General features: G+C 66.4%; 18 protein-coding genes, 2 tRNA genes and 3 pseudogenes. 15 read left to right on the top strand and 8 right to left on the bottom strand.

Annotation, left to right across the window (positions count from 1 at the left end):
• Positions 1-63: 63 nt before the first annotated feature.
• The 5 genes and pseudogenes from ACRHIG_RS09500 to ACRHIG_RS09480 all read left to right on the top strand — a co-directional run bounded on the left by ACRHIG_RS09500 (position 64) and on the right by ACRHIG_RS09480 (position 3,815).
• A pseudogene (locus tag ACRHIG_RS09500) lies at positions 64-1,069 on the top strand (XdhC family protein).
• Between the two features lie 65 nt (positions 1,070-1,134).
• Positions 1,135-2,052 (top strand): DNA-3-methyladenine glycosylase family protein, encoded by a 918-nt coding sequence (locus tag ACRHIG_RS09495; RefSeq protein ID WP_489630025.1) that lies wholly within the window; start codon positions 1,135-1,137, stop codon positions 2,050-2,052.
• Positions 2,053-2,109: 57 nt separating this feature from the next.
• Positions 2,110-2,481: a COG4315 family predicted lipoprotein gene (locus ACRHIG_RS09490; RefSeq protein WP_070289095.1), complete on the top strand. Its 372-nt coding sequence runs from the start codon at positions 2,110-2,112 to the stop codon at positions 2,479-2,481.
• A gap of 21 nt (positions 2,482-2,502) precedes the next feature.
• Positions 2,503-3,024, top strand: a complete 522-nt coding sequence (locus tag ACRHIG_RS09485) for an RNA polymerase sigma factor (RefSeq protein WP_489630024.1) — start codon at positions 2,503-2,505, stop codon at positions 3,022-3,024.
• Entirely contained in the window at positions 3,021-3,815 is a 795-nt protein-coding gene (locus ACRHIG_RS09480) for an anti-sigma factor family protein (RefSeq protein WP_489630023.1), read from the top strand. Before ACRHIG_RS09485 ends, ACRHIG_RS09480 begins: the two co-directional genes overlap by 4 nt.
• Before the next feature lie 10 nt (positions 3,816-3,825).
• On the opposite strand, the gene ACRHIG_RS09475 is transcribed toward ACRHIG_RS09480, so the two are convergent.
• Positions 3,826-5,046: an MFS transporter gene (locus ACRHIG_RS09475; RefSeq protein WP_475414596.1), complete on the bottom strand. Its 1,221-nt coding sequence runs from the start codon at positions 5,044-5,046 to the stop codon at positions 3,826-3,828.
• A 138-nt stretch (positions 5,047-5,184) separates the two neighbouring features.
• Here ACRHIG_RS09475 and ACRHIG_RS09470 point away from each other — a divergent pair, with 138 nt between their 5' ends.
• On the top strand, positions 5,185-6,099 hold the full coding sequence (locus tag ACRHIG_RS09470) for a LysR family transcriptional regulator (protein WP_489630022.1): 915 nt from the start codon (positions 5,185-5,187) through the stop codon (positions 6,097-6,099).
• On the opposite strand, the gene mug is transcribed toward ACRHIG_RS09470, so the two are convergent.
• Positions 6,080-6,601, bottom strand: a complete 522-nt coding sequence (gene mug / locus ACRHIG_RS09465; RefSeq protein WP_489630021.1) for a G/U mismatch-specific DNA glycosylase — start codon at positions 6,599-6,601, stop codon at positions 6,080-6,082. The two genes, ACRHIG_RS09470 and mug, sit on opposite strands and share 20 nt — an antisense overlap.
• 150 nt (positions 6,602-6,751) lie before the next feature.
• On the opposite strand from mug, the gene ACRHIG_RS09460 reads away from it, so the two are divergent.
• On the top strand, positions 6,752-7,228 hold the full coding sequence (locus ACRHIG_RS09460) for a (2Fe-2S)-binding protein (protein ID WP_489630020.1): 477 nt from the start codon (positions 6,752-6,754) through the stop codon (positions 7,226-7,228).
• Positions 7,225-9,531 carry a xanthine dehydrogenase family protein molybdopterin-binding subunit gene (locus ACRHIG_RS09455; protein ID WP_489630019.1) on the top strand — a complete coding sequence of 769 codons (2,307 nt, stop codon included), beginning with the start codon at positions 7,225-7,227 and terminating at the stop codon, positions 9,529-9,531. The genes ACRHIG_RS09460 and ACRHIG_RS09455 overlap by 4 nt, the downstream gene beginning before the upstream one ends.
• A gap of 199 nt (positions 9,532-9,730) precedes the next feature.
• Here ACRHIG_RS09455 and ACRHIG_RS09450 read toward each other — a convergent pair.
• Positions 9,731-10,594 (bottom strand): annotated as a pseudogene (locus ACRHIG_RS09450) (MFS transporter); the annotation flags it as partial.
• A 239-nt stretch (positions 10,595-10,833) separates the two neighbouring features.
• Between ACRHIG_RS09450 and ACRHIG_RS09445 the strand changes: the two are divergent.
• Positions 10,834-11,634: a helix-turn-helix transcriptional regulator gene (locus tag ACRHIG_RS09445; RefSeq protein WP_489630018.1), complete on the top strand. Its 801-nt coding sequence runs from the start codon at positions 10,834-10,836 to the stop codon at positions 11,632-11,634.
• A gap of 47 nt (positions 11,635-11,681) precedes the next feature.
• Here ACRHIG_RS09445 and ACRHIG_RS09440 read toward each other — a convergent pair.
• Both ACRHIG_RS09440 and ACRHIG_RS09435 read right to left on the bottom strand, forming a co-directional pair.
• Positions 11,682-11,758 (bottom strand) — tRNA-Met (locus ACRHIG_RS09440).
• Positions 11,759-11,900: 142 nt separating this feature from the next.
• Positions 11,901-11,977 (bottom strand) — tRNA-Met (locus tag ACRHIG_RS09435).
• A gap of 185 nt (positions 11,978-12,162) precedes the next feature.
• Between ACRHIG_RS09435 and ACRHIG_RS09430 the strand changes: the two genes are divergently transcribed.
• The 3 genes from ACRHIG_RS09430 (at position 12,163) to ACRHIG_RS09420 (ending at position 14,283) form a co-directional block, all read left to right on the top strand.
• Positions 12,163-12,741, top strand: a complete 579-nt coding sequence (locus ACRHIG_RS09430; protein WP_475414603.1) for an NUDIX hydrolase — start codon at positions 12,163-12,165, stop codon at positions 12,739-12,741.
• A gap of 30 nt (positions 12,742-12,771) precedes the next feature.
• Positions 12,772-13,488: a leucyl/phenylalanyl-tRNA--protein transferase gene (gene aat / locus ACRHIG_RS09425; RefSeq protein ID WP_475414604.1), complete on the top strand. Its 717-nt coding sequence runs from the start codon at positions 12,772-12,774 to the stop codon at positions 13,486-13,488.
• Positions 13,489-13,560: 72 nt separating this feature from the next.
• Complete coding sequence (locus ACRHIG_RS09420; protein WP_475418118.1) at positions 13,561-14,283, top strand: arginyltransferase; 723 nt, start codon at positions 13,561-13,563, stop codon at positions 14,281-14,283.
• Between the two features lie 114 nt (positions 14,284-14,397).
• Here ACRHIG_RS09420 and ACRHIG_RS09415 read toward each other — a convergent pair whose 3' ends face one another.
• The 3 genes and pseudogenes from ACRHIG_RS09415 to ACRHIG_RS09405 form a co-directional block, all read right to left on the bottom strand.
• Entirely contained in the window at positions 14,398-15,078 is a 681-nt protein-coding gene (locus tag ACRHIG_RS09415) for a S41 family peptidase (RefSeq protein ID WP_489630017.1), read from the bottom strand.
• Between the two features lie 80 nt (positions 15,079-15,158).
• Positions 15,159-15,299, bottom strand: a pseudogene (locus ACRHIG_RS09410) (PDZ domain-containing protein); the annotation flags it as partial.
• Complete coding sequence (locus ACRHIG_RS09405; RefSeq protein ID WP_489630016.1) at positions 15,284-17,707, bottom strand: S41 family peptidase; 2,424 nt, start codon at positions 17,705-17,707, stop codon at positions 15,284-15,286. The gene ACRHIG_RS09405 and the pseudogene ACRHIG_RS09410, both read right to left, overlap by 16 nt.
• A gap of 203 nt (positions 17,708-17,910) precedes the next feature.
• On the opposite strand from ACRHIG_RS09405, the gene ACRHIG_RS09400 reads away from it, so the two are divergent.
• From ACRHIG_RS09400 to ACRHIG_RS09390, 3 genes are all read left to right on the top strand, one after another.
• Positions 17,911-18,960, top strand: coding sequence for a quinone-dependent dihydroorotate dehydrogenase (locus ACRHIG_RS09400; RefSeq protein ID WP_489630015.1), 1,050 nt, complete (start codon positions 17,911-17,913; stop codon positions 18,958-18,960).
• Positions 18,960-20,006 (top strand): aldo/keto reductase, encoded by a 1,047-nt coding sequence (locus ACRHIG_RS09395; protein ID WP_489630781.1) that lies wholly within the window; start codon positions 18,960-18,962, stop codon positions 20,004-20,006. Before ACRHIG_RS09400 ends, ACRHIG_RS09395 begins: the two co-directional genes overlap by 1 nt.
• Before the next feature lie 293 nt (positions 20,007-20,299).
• Positions 20,300-21,214, top strand: coding sequence for a TonB-dependent receptor plug domain-containing protein (locus ACRHIG_RS09390; protein WP_489630014.1), 915 nt, complete (start codon positions 20,300-20,302; stop codon positions 21,212-21,214).
• The last annotated feature ends 3 nt before the right edge of the window (positions 21,215-21,217 follow it).

Raw genomic sequence — 21,217 nt, 5'->3', positions numbered from 1 at the left:
TCCACAATCTTGAATACTTTTCCATACTTTGCCGCAAACTACGGCATGTAAATCGCGCGCGCCATGGACAGCATTGACCTTGAAGTTCTGAAAACCAGCGCCGCCTGGCTCGCCGCCGGGCACCGCTGCGAACTCGTCACCGTCATCAAGACCTGGGGCTCCAGCCCCGCCCCGTGGGCGCGACCCTGGCCATCTGCGACGATGGCACGGTGGTCGGTTCCGTCTCCGGCGGCTGCATCGAAGATGACTTGATCGACACCGTGCGCGTGCACGGCATCGTGCGCACCTTGCCGGAAATCGTCAGCTACGGCATCAGCGCCGACGAGGCGCACCGCTTCGGCCTGCCCTGCGGCGGCACGATCGAACTGGCCATCGAACCGCTGCATGCGGGCAGCCGTGTGGCCGAACTGCTGGCGCGCCTGGAAGCGCATGAACTGGTCGAGCGCCGCCTCGACCTGCGCAGCGGCGCCGTCAGCCTGCGGCGCGCCGCGCCGGGCGCCGTGCTGGCCCTGGAAGACGCGGTACTCACCACGCAGCATGGTCCCCGCTGGCGATTGCTGATCATCGGCGCCAGCCAGCTGTCGCGCTTCGTGGCGCAAATCGCCATGGCCATGGATTACCACGTCATCGTCTGCGACCCGCGCGAGGAATACCGGGGCGGCTGGAACGTGCCGGGCGTGCCCCTGCTGCACGCCATGCCGGACGACCTCGTGCTGGAATTAAAACTCGACAGCCGCAGCGCCGTCGTCGCCCTCACGCACGACCCCAAGCTCGACGACCTGGCCCTGATGGAAGCATTGAAATCCCCGCTTTTTATGTCGGCGCCATCGGCTCGCGCGCGAATAACGCCAAGCGCCGCGAGCGGCTGCTGCAGTTCGACGTCAGCGCGGAACAGCTGGCGCGCCTGCATGGTCCCATCGGCCTGTACATCGGCAGCAAGACGCCGGCCGAAATCGCCATTTCCATCCTGGCCGAGCTGACGGCCGTGAAAAATGGCGTGCCCGACGCGCTGCAGATCCAGCACGCTGCAGCCCTGAGCCCGCCCACCACCGATATCTGCGCCCGCTAAGGACCGCAGCAAGAAACGCGGTGCGCCGGCGGCGCGCCCTGCTACCTTCACTGAATTTGGCCACCATGAACCTGCTGCACTGGACCCTTCCCCTGCCCGCCGGCTACCGCCGCGACGACGTCATCGCCTTTCACAGCCGCGACGGGGAAGCCGTCGCGGAACAAGTCACGCCGACAGGCCTGCGCAAGGGCATCCTGCTTGCCGGCGTGCCCGTGGTGCTGGACGTGGCTTTCACGGACGATGCGGCCGTCTGCCGCGCCGAGATCGACGGCAGCGCCAGCGACGCTCTGCAAACGGCGCTGCACGGCGCCCTGCTCAACATCCTCGGCCTGCGTATCGACCCGCAGCCCTTCGCCCGGCTGGCCGCCGCCGATCCGCTGCTGGCGCCATTGGTCCAGCTCAATCCGGGCTTGCGCATCGTGCAATCGGCCAGCCCGTTCGAGGCGCTGACCTGGGCCATCATCGGCCAGCAGATCAACCTGTCGTTCGCCATTTCCCTGCGCCGCACGTTTATTCTGCAGGCGGGACGCCGGCACGCCAGCGGTTTGTGGTGCTACCCGGAGGCGCGCGACGTGGCGCGGCTGGAGATTGAGGATTTGACCAGCCGCAAATTCTCGCGCGCCAAGGCGGAAACCGTGCTGCGCCTGGCGCGCCTGGTCGACGAGGGAGCGCTGTCGCTGGAACTGCCCCCTTCCGGCGACGTGGCGGCCATTTCGCAGGCGCTGCTGGCCGTCAAGGGCATCGGCCCGTGGACCGTCAATTACGCGCTGCTGCGCGGCTACGGCTATGCCGACTGCTCGCTGCACGGCGACGTGGCCATCCGCGCCGCCCTGCAAAAGCTGCTCGGAGAGGAAACGAAACCGGACATGACGCGCACGGAGCAATGGCTGCGCCAGTACGCGCCGCACCGCACCATGGCGGCCGCCCACCTGTGGGCCAGCCTGCACGCGCCGGCAAAAAATATTTCAGACGCGCGGGAATAAACGGCGGGCGGCAGGCGTCTATCCCTTGCAAGCCCACCAAACATCAAGGAGATCATCATGCGCTTTACCACTTTCGCCGCCACCGCCCTTTTCACCGCCTTGTCCGCCCCGCTGGCCTTCGCCGCCGACGTCATGCCCGCCAACGGCATGCTGGTCAACGCCAGCGGCATGACCGTGTATGTGTTCGACAAGGATGTCGCCGACAGCGGCAAGAGCGCCTGCAGCGGCGGCTGCCTCGTCGCCTGGCCCGCCGTCATCGCCACCGACGCGGCCCCCGCCGCCCCGTATGGCAGCATCAAGCGCGAAGACAACGGCGCCATGCAGCTGACCTACAAGGGCAAGCCCCTGTACCTGTACAAGGAAGACAAGAAGCCGGGCGACGTGGCCGGCGACAATTTCAAGAACGTGTGGCACGTCGTCAAGCCGTAAGCCCCCCTGCCCGCCGCCACGATGACCACGCAAGAGGATAGCCGTCAGCTGCAAGCGTGCCTGCCCGGCCTGCGCCGCTATGCGCGCGCGCTGGCGGGCGCCCTGCACGCGGACGACCTGGTGCAGGACACCGTGGAACGGGCCTGGCGCAAGCTGGACCAGCGCGGCGGCGAGATGCGGCCCTGGCTGTTCTCCATCATGCATAACCTGCACGTGGACCAGTTGCGCCGCCCCGGCCTGGCGCTGCAGGAGCTCGACGACGATACCGTGCTGCCCGCGCCGGAACACGCGCCCGGGCAAGCCATCGCCATCGGCGAAATGGATGCGGCGCTGGCCCGTTTGCCGCTGGGGCAGCGCGAAGTCATCCTGCTCGTCGCGCTGGAACAGATGCCGTACGAGCAGGTGGCGGCCACCCTGGATATCCCCGTCGGCACCGTGATGTCGCGCCTGTCACGCGGGCGCGACAAGCTGCGCGCCCTGCTCGATGGCCGCCCTGCCGGCAGCCAGGGCAGCGGCCCACCCACCCTGAAAGTCGTGAAATGACAACGCAAGCCATCAGCGAAGCGCAATTGCACGCCCTGGCCGACGGCGTCCTGCCCGAAGACCAGCACGCGGCCGTCGACGCCCACCTGCGCGCGCATCCCGGGGACGCCGCCAGGGTCGATGCGTGGCGCGAGCAGAACCGGCAATTGCGCGCCCTGTTCGATCCCGTGCTGGACGAAGCCGTGCCGCCTGCCCTGCTGCAGGCGGCGGCCCCGCCGGCGGCGAACGGCGCCTGGCAGCGCCCCGTCATGCAGGCGGCAGCCGCCATCGTGCTGCTCATCGCGGGCGGCGTGGGCGGCTGGCTGCTGCGCGGCGGCGATGGCGGCAACAGCGCGACCGCCAGCGCCAGCCCGGTCTCCCTGGCGCGCAGCGCCGCCATCGCCCATGCCGTCTATACGCCCGAAGTGCGCCACCCCGTCGAGGTGGGGGTGGAACAGGAGGCGCACCTGGTGCAATGGCTGTCGAAACGCCTGGGCAGCAAATTGCAGCCGCCTGCGCTGGCGCCGCTCGGCTATCACCTGATCGGCGGGCGTTTGCTGCCCGGCGATGGCGACGGCCCCGTGGCGCAATTCATGTATGAAGATGGCAAAGGCCTGCGCCTGACCCTGTACGTGGCAAAAGAACGGGCCGGCAAGCAGGAAACGGCCTTCCGCTACACCCAGGAAAAGGACTTGAGCGTGTTTTACTGGATCGACGGCCAGCTCGGTTATGCCCTCTCGGCGAGCCTGCCCAAACAGGAGCTGGGCAAGATCGCCGACGCCGTGTATGCACAGCTGGAGCAGCCGCGCTAAAGGCGAGCCCTTACGGCAGCACCGGCGCGCGCCGTTGTGCGCGTGCCCCGGCCAGATGGATCCAGCCTGCCAGCAGGCCCAATGCGATACCAAACACCGCCACGCCCGTCCAGCCGTAACGCTGCATCAGCCAGCCGCTGGCCGCCACGCCGGCGGCGCCGCCGATAAAGGTGGCCGTCATGTACAGGCTGTTGATGCGCCCCTGTGCGGCAGGATCGACGGCAAAGGCGCGCGTCTGGTTGGCCACCAGGGCAGCCTGCACGCCGATATCGAGCACGATGACGCCGATCACCAGCAAGAGCAGCGACGAGGCGGCGCCCGCCAGCAGCAGATAGGACAGCGTCACGATGGCGATGCTCAGGCCGATGACCGTGCGCGCACCGAGTCTGTCGGCGGCCCTGCCGCCCAAAGTGGCGGCCAGCGCGCCGGCCGCGCCGATGATGCCGAAGGCGCCGGCCCAGGCGCTGCCCAGGTGCCATGGGCCGTTGGCCAGCAACGCCGCAAGGTTGACCCAGAACGCATTGAAGCAAGCCCACAGCAGCGCCTGGATCAGCATCGATTCACGCAGGGGGCGATGGTCGCGCGCCAATGGCCACAGCGATGCCAGCAGGCGCGCGTAAGACAGGCCCGTGCCGGGTTTCCCCCGTGGCAGCAAGGCTGCCGCCGCGAGCCACACGGGCAGCATGAACGCCGCTTCCATGGCATACACGGCGCGCCAGCCCCAGGCTTCGCCCACCACGCCGGCCACCGTGCGCCCCAGCAGGATGCCCACCATGATGCCGCTGACCACCGTCCCGACAGAGCGGCCGCGCTCGCCGGGCGGCGACATGCTCGCGGCCAGCGGCACCAGTTGCTGCGGCACGCAGCTGACGATGCCCAGGCCAAACGAGGCCCCGATCAGCGCCCAGATGCCAGGCGCCAGCGCGGCCGCCAGGGCACAAACGAAGGCCAGCGCAATCTGCCCCAGCACCAGGGTGCGCCGGTCGTAGCGGTCGCCCAGCGGCAGGAGCAGCGCCAGGCCCGTGGCAAAGCCCAGCAGCGCCGCGCCGGCGACCAGGTTGACGGCCGCCAAGTCGACACCGAGGCCGGACTGGATCAGGGGCAGGATAGGTTGGGTGCAATAAATGTTGGTGATCACCGCGCCGGCGATCACCGCCATCATGAGGATCTTGCCGCGCGGCGCGGCGGCCACGGTGTGCGCATCGGGTGGGAGAGTCGGGGTGGGGCGCATGGCGCTGTCCTTTCAAGTTACCGCGGCAACATGCCGCGGCGAAGGACTCCAGCTTACGTACTTGCGCCGACAAAGAGAATCTCATAAGATTGAGAATGATTCTTCCAAAATTTGATATGTCGCACATGAAAACAATCGATGGATAGGCTGGAATCCATGAGCATCCTGCTGGCGGTGGTGGACGCGGGCAGCCTGTCGGCCGCCGCGCGCCATCTCGGCATGCCGCTGGCTAACGTCAGCCGCAAGGTGGCGGCGCTGGAAGCGCACCTCAACACGCGCCTGCTGCACCGCACGACGCGCCAGTTGTCGCTGACGGAAGCCGGCCATGCCTACGTGGCCGCATGCCGCCGCATCCTCGAAGAGATCGGCGAAGCGGAGCGCATGGCGACGGGCGAATATGCGGCGCCGAAGGGCGAGCTGACGATCACGGCGCCCGTCGTGTTCGGACGCCTGCACATCGTGCCCGTGGTGGCGGCGTTCCTAGCCCACTATCCTGACATCGAGATCAAGCTCGTGCTGACCGACCGCGTGCTGCACCTGATGGACGAGCAGGTCGACGTGGCCGTGCGCATCGGCGACCTGCCCGACAGCAGCTTCATGGCGACGCGGGTCGGCACGGTGCGCCGGGTCGTGTGCGCCAGTCCCGGCTACCTGGCCACGCATGGCACGCCGGCGGTGCCGGGCGACCTGGCAACCCATGCCTGCATCAGCTTCGAAGTGCTGGAATCGCGGCGCGCCTGGGTCTTCGGCACGGGCAAGGCTACGCAGTCCGTGCCCGTGCATTCGCGCCTGGCCGTCAATACGGTGGATGCGGCCATCGCCGCCGCCACCCTGGACGCGGGCGTGATCCGCGTGCTGTCGTACCAGGTCATGGATGCCCTGCGCGACGATGCGCTGCGCATCGTGCTCGCACCGTTCGAAGCGGCGCCCTTGCCAGTCAGCCTGCTGCACAAGGGGCAGGCGCCGCTGCCGTTGAAATTGCGCGCCTTCCTCGATTTCGTCACGCCGCTGTTGCGCGCGGTGGAACTGGACGTCAGCCCAGCGCGCGCCTGAGCTCCGCGTAGGCGTCGACCAGCCGCTCCTTCGAATAGCCGCGATTGAGGCCACTGGGATTGGGCAGTATCCACACGCGGGCGCCGCCGAAGCGCTCGGGCTGTTCGCCCCATTCCAGCTGGCGTTTTCCCGTCATCGCCGCGTAGGCGGCCTTGCCCAGGAAGGCGATCCACTGCGGCTGCATCAATGCCAGTTTGTGCTGCAGGCCGGCCGCCGCCTGCGCGAATTCATCCGTTCCCACCTGGTCCGCGCGGCTGGTCGGGCGCCCGACGGCCGCCGTCAGGCCCAGCCCGAAACCGAGCACGCTGGCGTCGTCCTGCGGCGCCACCAGGTGCGGCGTGAAGCCGGCCAGGTGCAGCACGGGCCAGAAACGGTTGCCGCGGCCGAGAAAATGGTGGCCGGCGGCCGCCGCGTCCACGCCGGGATTGAGGCCGCAAAAAACCACCTGCAAGCCGGGAGCGAGGATGTCGGGCAAGCCCGGCGCCGTTGTGAGGTATGTCATGGAAAACTCCGATATCAGAAGCCGCAGTATGCCACCGGCCCCCGCCCTGCAGCGCAGGGCGGCTGGTGCTACCATCCCCTACTGATGAGCTCATCCATATGCCGGATGGCCGTCGCGCTTCCCCGCATCCCCCCACTCCGAGGAATACACATGACGACCCTGACCATCAATGGCAAGCAGCACGACCTTGCGCTGCCTGAAGACACGCCCCTGCTGTGGGCCCTGCGCGACGAACTGGGCATGACCGGCACCAAATTCGGCTGCGGCATGGCCCTGTGCGGCGCCTGCACCGTGCATCTCGATGGTGAAGCGATCCGCTCCTGCGTGACGCCCGTGTCGGCCGCCGCCGGCAAGAAGATCACCACCATCGAAGCGGTGGGCGACGACCAGGTCGGCCTGGCGCTGCAGCAAGCCTGGCAGGAGCACGGCGTGCCCCAATGCGGCTACTGTCAGGCCGGCCAGATCATGTCGGCCACGGCCCTGCTGCACAAGACGCCAAGACCGAACGACCGGCAAATCCGCGAAGCGATGAGCGGCAATATCTGCCGCTGCGGCACCTATACGCGCATCCACGCGGCCATCAAGCAGGCCTCGGCCAGCATCCACGCGAAAGGAGCGGCCAAATGAGCAGCCATGACACTGCCGCCGCACATTCGCCCGCGCGGCGCAACTGGCTCAAGGCCGCCGGCGCGCTGGCCGGCTTGACCCTGATGGCCGGCCCTTCCGGCCTCGTGATGGCGGCCGACGCCGTCAAATACGGCGGCGACAAGATGGCCGGCGGCGTGGTTGACGACGCCCTGGTCTTCCTGTCGGTCGCCGCCGACGGCATCGTCACCATTGTTGTACACCGCTCCGAAATGGGCCAGGGTATCCGCACCAGCCTGCCCATGGTGGCGGCCGACGAACTGGGCGCCGACTGGGCGCAGGTGCGCGTGCGGCAGGCGCCCGCCGACGAAGCGCGCTACGGCAGCCAGGATACGGACGGCTCGCGCAGCATGCGCCACTCGTTCCGCGCCATGCGCCACGTGGGCGCCACGGCGCGCCTGATGCTGGAAACGGCAGCCGCCGTGCGCTGGGACGTGCCCGTCACGCAAGTCAAAGCCGTCGACCACACGGTCGTGCATGCGGCCAGCGGACGCTCGCTATCGTTCGGCGCGCTGGCCGAGGAAGCCGCCAAACTGCCGGTGCCGCCGCGCGCGCGCATCAGCCTGAAAACGGCGGGCGAGCTGCGTTATATAGGCCAAAGCAGCACGCGCGGCATCGACCTGCACGACATCGTCACGGGCAATACCCACTTCGGCATCGACACGCGCCTCGACGGGATGGCGTATGCCGTCATCGCCCGTCCGCCCGTCTTCGGCGGCAAGCTGAAAAGCGTGGACAAGACGGCGGCCCTGAAAGTGCCGGGCGTGCTGCGCATCGTCGAACTGGCGGGCAGTCCGCCGCCGGCCATGTTCAATCCGCTGGGCGGCGTGGCCGTCATCGCGACAAATACCTGGGCCGCCATCAAGGGCCGCGAAGCGCTGGTGCTGGAATGGGACGATGGCCCGAACGGCGGCTACGATTCGAAAACCTTCCGCAAGACCCTGGAAGCGGCCGTGCGCCAGCCGGCCAGTCCGGCGCGCGACCAGGGCAGGACGGTAGCCACCCTGGCCGCCGCTCCCGCCGCGCGCAAGCTCAGTGCCGAATACTATCTGCCGCACCTGGCCCACGCCACCATGGAGCCGCCCGCCGCCACCGTGCGCATCGCCGGCGGCAAGGCCGAAGTGTGGGCCTGCGTGCAGGCGCCGCAGGCGACGCGCAGCAATGTGGCCAAGGCCCTGGGCCTGGCGTACGACGACGTGACCGTGCACGTGACCCTGCTGGGCGGCGGCTTCGGGCGCAAATCGAAGCCCGATTTCGCCGTCGAGGCGGCACTGCTGTCGCAAGCCATGGATGGCGCGCCCGTCAAGCTGACGTGGACGCGCGACGACGACCTCCAGCACGACTACCTGCACACGGTGTCCGTCGAACGGCTGGAAGCGTCGCTGGACGCGAATGGCATGCCGACGGCCTGGCTGCACCGCACGGCCGCGCCCACCATCACCTCGACCTTTGCCGCCGGCGCGAACAAGCAGGCGCCGTTCGAGCTGGGCATGTCGGCCATCAACGTGCCGTTCGCCATTGCGAACATCCGCGTCGAAGTGCCCGAGGTGCCGGCCCACACGCGCATCGGCTGGTTCCGCTCCGTGTCGAACATCCCGCACGCGTTCGCCATCCAGTCGTTCACGGCCGAACTGGCCCATGCGGCGAAGAAGGACCACCGCGACTACCTGCTGGCATTGCTGGGTCCCGCGCGCAAGATCAACCCGGCCGACCTGTCCGACGGCTGGAACTATGGCGAAGACCCGGCGAAGTATCCGGTCGACATAGGCCGCATGCGCCACGTGATCGAGCTGGCGACGGCCAAGGCGGGCTGGGGCCGCAAGCTGCCCAAGGGACGGGGGCTGGGCCTGGCCGTGTCCTACAGTTTCGTCACCTATGTGGCGGCCGTGATCGAAGTGGAGATCAACGCGGCCGGCGAAGTCATCGTACCCAGGGTCGATATCGCCATGGATTGCGGCCCGCAGATCAACCCGGACCGGGTCCGTTCGCAGATCGAGGGCGCCTGCATCATGGGCCTGTCGCTGGCCATGAGCGGCGAGATCAGCTTTAAGAATGGCCGGGTCGAGCAAAGCAATTTCCACGACTATAGCGTGCTGCGCGCCGCCGACGCGCCACACGTGATCCACACGCACCTGGTGCCGGGCACGCTGGACATGGAGCTGGGCGGCGTGGGCGAGCCGGCCACGCCGCCCATCGCACCCGCCCTGTGCAACGCCATCTTCGCCGCCACGGGCAAGCGCATCCGCGCCCTGCCCGTGGGCATGCAACTGGCGAAGAAAGGCTAGCCGCGCCGCGCCGCCGGCAACTGCAGCAGCAACGCGGCGGCGGCGGCCAGGGCGGCGCCGGCCGCCAGCAGCCACATGGGCCAGTTGAGCAGGAGCAGCACCCCGCCCGCGGCGGCGCCGACGGCGCTGCCCGGTACAGCGCCGATTCGTTGAGGGCGATGGCCAGGTTGCCGTCGCCCTCGCGCGCGCGCACGGCCAGCAGTTGCTGGTTTTGCGGCACTTGCAAGGCCCAGCCAGCCGCGCCCCACAGCACGATGGGCGCCAGCATCAGCCACGCCGACCAGCCGGCCGCCAGCGGCAGCGCGCTCAAGGCCAGCGCCAGCAGCAGCAAGATGAAGCAGGTCAGCTTCGGCGCCGCCACCTTGTCCGCCCATGGTCCCACCAATACGCTGCCCGCGATGCCGCCCACGCCCCAGGCCCACAGGAAGGGCGTGGCGGAAATCGCTGCACCGTGCGCGGACCATGCCAGCAGCGGCGCAATGAACGTGTACATGCCCAGGCTGGCGATGGCCGCCAGCAGCGATACGAGCAAAATGGCCAGCACCTGCCCGTCGGCCAGCAAGGCCAGCTTGCGGCGCAGCGAGGTCGCCGGTACTTCCGGCAGCGCGGGCAGCTTCCACAGCAAGCCCGCCAGCGCCAGCGCACCGAGAAGCGCCACCAGCCACAGGGCCGCGGCCCAGCCCAGCTGCTGCGCCAGCAGCAAACTCAAGGGCACGCCCAGCACCGTGCCGCCCGCCATGCCGCCCATGATCGCGCCGATGGCCTTGCCCCGCTGCTGCGGCGCCGACACGCCGGCCGCCGCCGCGATGCCCAGCGCCAGGTAGACGCCCGCCCCGATGCCGGCCATGGCCCGCCACGCCAGCAGACTGGTAAAACCGGGCGCCAGCGCGCTGGCCCCGTTCGCCAGCACGAACACGCCCAGCGCGCCCAGCAGGCCGGAGCGCTGCGCGCGCGCCGGCAGCAAGGCCACCATCAGCGGCGAGCCGAGGCCATAGGCCAGGGTAAACGCCGTCACCAGCTGCGCGGCCATGGCCAGGGAAACGGAAAACGCGCCGGCGATCATCGGCATCAGGCCCGCCGTTACATACGACGCCATGCCCAGCGCGAACGCGCCCACGGCGATCAGGTAGACGGTGGAGGGCAGCACGGCGGCGGAAGTGCCAGTACTGGCGTGAGAAGAATAGTCGGACATGGGCAAGCCTTCAGGAAGAAAGCCGGCATTCTGGAATACAATATAAACAATTACAATTTAACTGTTTATGCTATTACTGATGGCAACAGGCTTACCTGAAAGGCAGCACCATGCGTACTTTGGCCCGCACCCGCCACGAACTGGCCGCCTACCTGCAGGCGCGCCGCGCACGCCTGTCGCCGGAAGACGTGGGCTTGCCCGGCGGCGGGCGGCGCAGGACGCCCGGCTTGCGCCGCGAAGAAGTGGCGGCGCTGGCCGGCGTGGGACTGACCTGGTACACCTGGCTGGAACAGGGGCGCGACATCGGCGTCTCCAGCGCCTTTCTCGACAAGCTGGCCGAAGTGCTGAAACTGGACGCGGGCGAACGCCGCCACCTGTTCCTGCTCGCGCATGCGCGTCCGCCGGCCGAAGAGGGCAAGACGTTTTGCGTGGTGCCGCCGCCGGTGCGCCGCCTGATGCACGAGCTGGCGCATCCCGCGTATGTGCTCAACCTGCGCTGGGACGTGCTGGCGTTCAATGCGGGCGCGGATGCCCTGTTCGGCTTCGGCGCGCATATGCCGGCGCGGCGCAATCTGCTGTGGCTCTTGTTTACCGACCCGCTGCTGCGCTCGCGCTTCGCCGGCTGGGAAGAGCAGGCGCCGCTGATGCTGTCGAGCTTTCGCCGCGACTATGCGCGCGCCACGCAGGAAGCGGACATCCACGCGCTGGTGGAAGAGCTGGAAAAGGTCTCGCCCGAGTTCAAGCTATGGTGGCGCCGCCATGACGTGCATGCGCCGTGTGCCGGCGTGCGCCGTCTGACAATCGATGGCAAGCAGGCCGCGTACGAGCACACCTCGCTGACCATCGATGCGGACCGCCACTTGCGGCTGGTCGTGTATGCGCGCCAGCTGGCAGACGACATCGCGCCGTAGAACGAAAAAACCGCTGGCCCTCTTGCGAGGAACCAGCGGCTTCGAATTGGTTGCGGGGACAGGATTTGAACCTGTGACCTTCGGGTTATGAGCCCGACGAGCTGCCAGACTGCTCCACCCCGCAGGCGAATTATATACCAGATTGTTGCGCGACGTAAAGGGCATGATTTGACAATGTCATGCCTGTCCCAGCTGCCGGAGTGTGCCGTTGGCCAGCAATGAAAAAAGCCGCTGCTCTTTTGCAAGAGTCAGCGGCTTTCCGGTATTGGTTGCGGGGACAGGATTTGAACCTGTGACCTTCGGGTTATGAGCCCGACGAGCTGCCAGACTGCTCCACCCCGCACTCGAATTATAAGGGCAAACGGGCGGCTTAGGCAATAGCTATCTCAACTTCGCCTGCAATAGAGCCATTTAATTTCAAAGTCCGGCCAATTGCCGATTGGCATTGTGTCCGCCCGTCACGCCACACAGCGCGCAATCGGTGTACAGTAAGCGTTACACTAGACATCCATTTTCCTAAGCCTGCCCATGAAATTCTGCTCCGAATGCGCCCATCCTGTCAGCCTGTCCATTCCGGAAGGCGACAACCGTCCCCGCTATGTGTGCGCCAACTGCGACGCCATCCATTACCAGAACCCGAAAATGGTGGTCGGCTCGATTCCCGTCTGGGAAGAGGATGGCCAGTTGCAGGTCTTGCTGTGCAAGCGGGCCATCGAGCCGCGCCTCGGCTACTGGACCCTGCCGGCCGGCTTCATGGAAAACGACGAAACGACGTCCGACGCGGCCGAGCGCGAAACGGTGGAGGAAGCGGGCGCGAATATCGAGCTGGGTCCCCTGTTTTCGCTGCTCAACGTGCAGCGCGTGCACCAGGTGCACCTGTTCTACCTGGCCCGCCTGCGCGACCTCGATTTCGCGCCCGGCATCGAAAGCCTGGACGTGCGCCTGTTTACGGAAGCGCAGATACCCTGGGATGACCTGGCCTTCCCCACCATCCGCGCCACCCTGGAACTGTTCTTTGCCGACCGCGTGAAAATCCGCGAAGGCGGCAGCTACGGTGTGCATACGGGCGACATCACGCGCCCGATGGCGCGCACGGATGCCGAGTAAGCCCCCATCACCTGCCATTTTTGACGCCGCATGATTCCCTGGCTCGACATCCACACCCCGTTCCCCGACGTCTCGCGCGCCCTCACCGACGAAGCGCCCGGCCTGCTGGCGGCCGGCGCCGACCTGTCGCCCGCGCGCCTGCTCGACGCCTACAAGCGCGGCATCTTCCCCTGGTTTTCCGAGGGCCAGCCCATACTCTGGTGGAGCACCGATCCGCGCATGGTGCTGATGACGGCGGACTTCAAGGTGTCCGACAGCCTGGCCAAGGCGATCCGCAAGGTCGAGCGCAGCGCCGCCACGGACGGACGCTGGCAGCTGCGCTTCGACGGCGATTTCGACGCCGTCATGCGCGCCTGCGCGGCGCCGCGCAAGGATGGTCCGGGCACCTGGATTTCCGACGACATCATCGCCGGCTACACGGGCTTGCACAAGCTGGGCTATGCGCACTCGTCGGAGCTGTGGCTGGACGGCGAACTGGTGGGCGGCGCGTATGGCGTGTCGATCGGGCGCATGTTCTATGGCGAATCGATGTTCGCCCGCGTTTCGGATGGCTCGAAGATCGCGCTGGCGCACCTCGTGCGCTTTTTGCGGGCGCGCGGCGTGGCCATGATTGACTGTCAGCAAGAAACGAAACACCTGGCCTCGCTGGGCGCGGCGCCCATTTCGCGCGCGCGCTTCCTGGCCCATGTAAGGATCGCCATTGAAGCAGCGCAAATCACCGATTGGCATGCTGCGCCGCCGGCGTAAAAAAGCTATGATATCTCCAGGCACACCGCCAGGCACATTTCGATTGCTGCGGACAGACCAGACAGGATCAGCATGACGCACCTGAACGAACTACCGTTTGCCACCCTGCAGTTCTACACGACGGCACCGTATCCGTGCAGCTACCTGGACGATCGCCAGGCCCGCTCGCAGGTGGCCACGCCTTCGCACCTGATCAACAGCGACGTGTATTCGGAACTGGTGCGCAACGGCTTTCGCCGCAGCGGCATTTTCACCTACCGCCCGTATTGCGACGGCTGCCAGGCCTGCATCCCCGTGCGCGTGGTGGCCGGCGAGTTCACGCCGAACCGCAACCAGCGCCGCGCGTGGAGCCGGCACGCCGACCTGCAGGCGGGCGTGGCCACCCTGTCCTTCCTCGACGAGCACTACGAACTGTATCTGCGCTACCAGAGCACGCGCCACGCGGGCGGCGGCATGGACCAGGACAGCCGCGACCAGTACGCGCAATTTTTGCTGCAAAGCCGGGTCAACACGCGCCTGGTGGAGTTCCGCGATGCCGAAGGCACGCTGCGCATGGTCAGCATCATCGACGTGCTGGCCGACGGCCTGTCATCCGTCTACACATTCTTCGATCCCGACGTGCCGGGCGCCTCGTACGGCACCTACAACGTGCTGTGGCAGATCGCCCAGGCGCAGGAACTGGGACTGCCCTACATCTACCTGGGCTACTGGATCGCGCAAAGCCCGAAGATGGCCTATAAAATCAACTTCAAGCCGCTGGAAGCGCGGATCAAGGGGCAGTGGGTCGTCCTGTAAAATCGGGTAGGTCGGATTAGCGGCGGTACGCCGCGTAATCCGACACTGCAAAGCCAACAATGGTGTCGGATTACGCTGCGCCTCGGCGGCGCCGCTAATCCGACCTACGCCTTGTTACCTGCTCTTGTCCGGAAACACCGGACGTGCCGGCCGCACGGGCGGATTCTTCGCCAGTTCGGCCTGGATCACCTCGATCGCCTTTTCCAGCTGGGGATCGCGGCCGGCGATGACGTCGGCCGGCGTTTGCTCGACTTCGATATCGGGCGGCACGCCTTCGTTTTCCACGCCCCAGCCGTTTTCGCGCGTCCAGAACGCCAGGTTCGGCGCCGTGATCGTGCCGCCATCCATCAGCACGGGGAAGCCGAGGATGCCCACCAGGCCGCCCCAGGTGGCCTTGCCGATCAGCGGGCCCATGTTGTTCTTGCGGAACATCCACGGCAGCAAGTCGCCGCCCGAGCCGGCCGTCTCGTCGATCAGCATGGCGCGCGGCCCCTGGATCGAGGCGGACGGCGTCTTCATGTCGGCGCCGTAGCGCATGGTCCACCAGGCGATTTCCTTCTTCTGCAGGATCTCGATGTAGTAATCGGCCACGCTGCCGCCGCCATTGAAACGCTCGTCGACGATGATGGCCTGCTTGTCCGCCTGCGGGAAGAAGTAGCGCTTGAAGTAGGTGTGGCCCAGGCCCGCCGTATTCGGCACGTACACGTACGCCACCTTGCCATTGGTGGCCGCATTGACCTTGCGCATATTGCCTTCGATCCAGTCGCGGTTGCGCAAGGCATCTTCCGTCGGCACGGGCACCACGGTGATCGTGCGCGCGCCTTGCCGTCGGCCGATGGTCCCACGGTCAGGTCGATGGCCTTGCCGGCCGTGTTCTCGAAGGCGCTGTAGATATTCGTCGGCGGCGCCAGCGGGCGGCTGTCGACGGCCAGCAGGTATTCGCCCGCCTTCACGTTCAGGCCCGGCTCCGTCAGCGGCGCGCGCAGGGCCGGATTCCAGTTCAAGCCGCCATACACCTTCTTGAAGCGGTAATGGCCGTCGCTGACCTCGTAATCGGCGCCCAAGAGTCCCCCGGCACCTTCTTCGCCTCGATGAAATCGTCGCCGCCACCGCCGCGGTGGTGGCCAACGGCCAGTTCGCTGCACATCCACTGGATCAGGCGGTTCAGGTCCGCGCGGCTGGACAACTCGGGCAGGAAGACGGCGTACTTGTCGCGCATGGCCTTCCAGTCCACGCCATGCATGCCCGGGTCATAGAAATAATCGCGGTTGATGCGCCACACTTCATTGAAAATCTGCGCCCACTCGGCGCGCGGATCGGCTTTCACTTCGATGGCGTCGACCTTGATCTTGCCTTCGCCCGGCGCCAGCAGCTTGCCCGTGGCAGACCCCATGGCCCAGTTGTCCTTCTGGCGGTACAGCAGCTTCTTGCCATCGGCCGATACTTCGAAATCATCGGCTTCCGCCACCACGGTTTCCGCCTTGCGCTCCTTCAGATCGAAGCGCTGCACGGCCTTCTTGCCGTCGCTTTCGCGCAGCAGGAAGATCTGCCCGGCGGCGCCGGCGGTCAGGCTGGAAAACTGCGCGGCCGGCAGCGGCAGGTCGACGATGCGCGTGGCGATGCCGTCGAAATCGATGTGGATCGGCGCCACGGGGACCACTGCCACTTTCGGGTCGTCGCGGCCCGTCTTCGGATCGATCTTCGGCTCGTTCTTCGGCTCCGCTTCCGCCTTCGCCGTGTCTTTCCTGCTCTCCGCGCCGGCGGCCTTTTCCTCGTCGCTTTCCTTGATCAGCGGCGACGGCAGGTCGCGCCGCAGCACGGCCATCCACACGGTGCGCGTCACCAGGTTGTCTTCGTTCTGCTGCGAGAACCAGTTGTTGCTGGGGCCCGCATTCGTCGACGCGAAGAAGTACAGGTATTTGCCGCTCTTGTCGAACACGGGCTGGGCCACGTCGGACAGGCCATCGGTCACGGGCATGGACTTGTTCTGCTCGACGGAATAGATGTAGGCGCTGCGCGTGTAGGTGGGCGAATTGAGCGTGTAGGCCAGCCAGCGCGAATCGGGCGCCCACGCGGCGCGCATGCTCTTGTCGACGCCATACATCGGCTCCGTGGCGATTTTTTGCACCTTGCCGTTGCCGATGTCGATCACGTACATGCTCCAGCCATTGTCGGCAAACGCGATCTTCCTGCTGTCGGGCGACCAGACGGCGTTGTCATAGAAGCCGCTGCCATTGAGCTTGAACTTGCGCACGGCGCCCTTGCCGTCCTGCGCGCGCACATGCAGCTCGTATTCGCCCGACTCGTCCGAGAAATACGCGACCGAGCGGCCATCGGGCGACCAGATGGGCGTGCGCTCGTGGGCGCCGGCCGTCTGCGTCAGGTTGCGCACGTCGCCCTTGTCGGCGGGGATGGTGACGATCTCGCCCCGGTATTCGAAGGCGATGCGCGCGCCCGACGGCGAAATCGAGGCGTCGCGGATGTATTTCGCGTTCTTCACCCAGCGGGCGCGCGTCTGTCCCAGGTCGCTGGCCACGCCGATGGTCAGCTTGCGCGCCTGGCCGCTGGCGATGTCAAACGAGTGCAGATAGCCGGCCTGCTCGTAGACGATGGTGCCGTTCGCGGCCGACGCGTTCAGCACGGGGAAATCCTTGTGCCGCGTCAGCTGGCGCACGGCTTTCGTCTTGACGTCGTAGGCAAACAGGTTGAATTCGCCGTTGCGGTCGGAGCGGAAGTACACGGTGTCCTTGATCCACATGGGGTCGACGTCGTTCGAGCGCGTGCTGGGCTGGGGGATTTTTTCGATCGACTTGTCGCTGGACGAAAACAGCCACAGCCAGGAATTGGTGCCGCCCCGGTAGCGCTTCCACTGCTTGAAGGCGGGCATCAGGGGGTTGTAGGCGATGCGCTTGCCATCGGGCGAATACGTGGCGCGCGACGCGTTCGGGATTTCCAGCTGCGTTTCCACGCCGCCCGCCACGGGCACCGTAAACAGCTTCTGGAAGCGGTTGTTGAAGGCGGCGCGGGGCGAAGTGAACATCACGGCCTGGCCATCGGGCGTGAACGATTGCGCCAGGTCGGCGCCCGGGTGGAAGGTCAGGCGGCGCGGCACGCCGCCCGCCGCCGCGATCACATACACGTCGACATTGCCGTCGATGTTCGCGCTATACGCGATCAGGCTGCCGTCGGGCGAAAACACGGGGTTCGATTTGTCGCCCAGGTCGGAAGTGAGGCGCCGCGCGCCGCCGCCGTCGAGGTTCGATAGCCATACGTCGCCCGCATAGATGAAGGCGATGTGGCGGCTGGAGACGGCCGGTTCACTCAGCATGCGGGTGTCCTGCGTATTGGGCAAGGCCAGGGCCGGGTGGCTCAGCAGCAGTGCGCTGGCGGCCGCGATGGCGGTCAGGATGCGTGTCTTTTTCAATCGATGTCTCGCTTATGAAGTGAAGGGAACAGGGAAGAAACAGGAAAGTCCGCGGCCGGATGCGAATTAGCAAGGACTCAATATTGCATCAGACCAACAAGAACTATACACCCGGCAGCCGCGCGGAACACGGTAAAATACGGCACTTATTTCGCGCGCCGCCAGCCCTTCCCGGCAGCCCGCATACCTACTCAAAGCGCCCCATGTCTGAAAAATTCCTGTATTCCCTCGCCCGTCCCCTGCTGTTTTCGATGGATGCCGAAGCGGCCCATCATTTCACCTTGCCCGCCCTGAAACGCGCCAGCGCGCTGGGCCTGACGAAGCTGGCCGGCAAACCGGCGGCGGACCCGCGCACGGTGATGGGCATCACCTTCCCCAATCCAGTAGGCCTGGCCGCCGGCCTGGACAAGGATGGCGCCTACATCGACGCGCTGGCCGACCTGGGTTTCGGCTCGATCGAAGTGGGCACCGTCACGCCGCGCGCGCAGGCGGGCAATCCGAAACCGCGCATGTTCCGCCTGCCGCAGGCGCAGGGCATCATCAACCGCATGGGTTTCAATAATGGCGGCGTGGACGCCTTCGTGGCCAATGTGCAGGCGTCGAAGTTTTACCAGGAGCGCGCCGGCGTGCTGGGCCTGAACATCGGCAAGAACGCCGACACGCCCATCGAACGGGCGGCCGAGGATTACCTGCTGTGCCTGGAAAAAGTCTACCCCTACGCCAGCTATGTGACGGTGAACATCTCGTCGCCGAACACCAAGAATTTGCGCCAGCTGCAGGGCGCGTCGGAACTCGACGCCCTGCTGTCGCAACTGAAGGACGCCCAGGCGCGCCTGGCGGACAAGCACAAGCGCTACGTGCCGCTGGCATTGAAGATCGCGCCGGACATGGATGGCGAACAGGTGAAAAGCATCGCCGAGTCGCTCACGCGCCACAAGATCGACGGCGTCATCGCCACCAACACGACCCTGTCGCGCAGCGCCGTCGAAGGCATGCAGCACGGCGCCGAAGCGGGCGGCCTGTCGGGCGCGCCCGTGTTCGAGCTGTCGAACAATGTGATCCGTTTGCTGAAGGCGGAACTGGGCGACGCCCTGCCCATCATCGGCGTGGGCGGCATCATGCAGGGTAGCGACGCCGTGGCCAAGTTCGAATCGGGCGCGCAGTTGGTGCAGCTGTACAGCGGCCTGATTTACGCCGGTCCCGCCCTGATCAAGGATTGCGCGCGCGCACTGCACGGCAAACAGGCGAAATGATCAACAAGGTCAAACTGGGTTCCAGCGGCCTGGAAGTGAGCACGATCTGCCTGGGCACGATGACCTTCGGCGAACAGAACAGCGAAGCCGAAGCGCACAACCAGCTCGATTACGCGCTGGAACGTGGCATCAACTTCATCGACACGGCGGAAATGTATCCCGTGATGGCCAGCGCGCAAACGCAGGGCAGCACGGAGCGTTACATCGGCAGCTGGCTGAAGAAAAGCGGCAAGCGCAGCCAGATCGTCCTGGCCAGCAAGGTAGCGGGACCGAACTCGCGCATGCACTGGATACGCAAAGGCAAGACGGATCACGACGCGGTCAACATCCGCGCCGCCGTCGAGGACAGCCTGCGCCGGCTGCAAACGGAGCACATCGACCTGTATCAATTGCACTGGCCCAGCCGCAATCTGCCCATCTTCGGCGCCAGCGTGTACGACCCGCGCAAGGAACACGCGTCGGTCGCCATCGAGGACACGCTGGCCGTGCTGGGCAAGCTGATTGAAGAGGGCAAGATCGGCCACATCGGCGTATCGAACGAATCGTCGTGGGGCGTGTGCGAATACATCAAGCAGGCCGAGCTGAAAGGCTTGCCGCGCATCGTTTCCATCCAGAACCTGTACAACCTGACGGCGCGCCATTTCGAGACGAGCCTGCTCGACGAAACCTGCCACCGCGAAAACGTCAGCTTGCTGGCCTACAGCCCGCTGGCGTTCGGCCAGCTGACGGCGAAGTACCTCGACGATCCGCAGGCCAAGGGCCGCCTGACGCGTTTCCCGGCCGGCTGGAGCCCTCGCTACGTGCGCCCCGCCACCATCGCGGCAGCCAGCCAGTATGCGGCGCTGGCCCGCGCGCATGGCTTGACGCCGGCGCAGCTGGCGCTCGCGTGGTGCTATTCGCGCTGGTTCGTCGCGTCGACCATCATCGGCGCCACCAGCGTGGCGCAGCTGCAGCAAAATATCGACGCGCATCACCTCACCTTGTCGCCGGAACTGGTGGCGGCCGTCGACGCCATCCACGCCAGAGCGCCCAATCCGGGGCAGTAATTCCCGCCGTCTGGCGGCGCATGCCGCCGCCAGGCTCCCACGCTCATCGCAGATAGTCGTATTTATACAACAGCCGGCAATTTACTGCTGTGCAGCATTGCGGCCTTGCCGTGCCCGGTCGTATGCTGGAAACGAGGCCATATGCGCTACGCGCACCATGTTGACGTCTTTCAGATATTTATTGCATATCGATAGACAGAACGATTCGTAAGCACGCCGCGTGCCCACTGTTAATCTGATTGCATCACCGGACCGCCATGGTCCGCGCAACCACAACCGAAGAGATATCGTCGATGAGTTCAAGCACCGCCCGCTCCCAGCGTCCCGCCCTCCCCGTAAAAACCGTGATCGCCGCCAGCCTGGTGGCCTGCTTCAGCCTGCCGATGCAGGCGCAAGCGCAGCAAGAGCTGCCGGCCGAAGGCGAATTGCAGTCGGTGGTCGTCACCGGCACCTTCGCCAAGAACCGCCGCACCATCGATTCCGAATCGCCGATCGACATCCTCACTTCGCGCGACCTGCAAAGCACGGGTTCGGGCGAGCTGGCCACCGTGCTGGCGCGCCTGCTGCCATCGCTGAACTTCGCCCGCGCCACGGGCGCCGACGCCAGCGACGCCGTGCGTCCGGCCCAGTTGCGCGGCCTGTCGCCCGACCAGACCCTGGTACTGGTGAACGGCAAGCGCCGCTACACCTCGGCCGTCGTCAACGTCAACGGTTCGCTGGGCCGCGGCTCGGCGCCCGTCGACCTGAACGCCATTCCTTTGGCCGCCATCGACCACGTGGAAGTGCTGCGCGATGGCGCGGCGGCCCAGTACGGTTCCGACGCGATTGCCGGCGTGATCAACATCATCCTGAAAAAGGCGCGGCCGGCGGCGACATCGAAGTGGGCTATGGCCAGACGCAGGAACGCGACGGCAAGCAAAAATCCATCAAGGGTTCGGCCGGCTTCGCCTTGGGCGAGGACGGCTGGGTGCGCGTCTCGGCCGAAGTGGCGGAACGCGACCCGACCAACCGCGCCGGCGCCGACTTCCGCAATCCGCTGGAACCGCGCTACGGCAAGGTCAACCAGCGCTACGGCGACCCGGAAAGCAAGCCGGCAACGATTTTCCTCAACAGCGAATACCACATCAGCGATAACCTCGACTGGTATGCCTTCGGCAACTATGGCAAGCGCGATACGTCGGCCGCCGCGACCTGGCGCACGGCGCTGATCG

The sequence above is a fragment of the Janthinobacterium sp. C22 genome (assembly GCF_057919405.1).
This window is presented reverse-complemented; position numbering and strand designations above follow the sequence as displayed.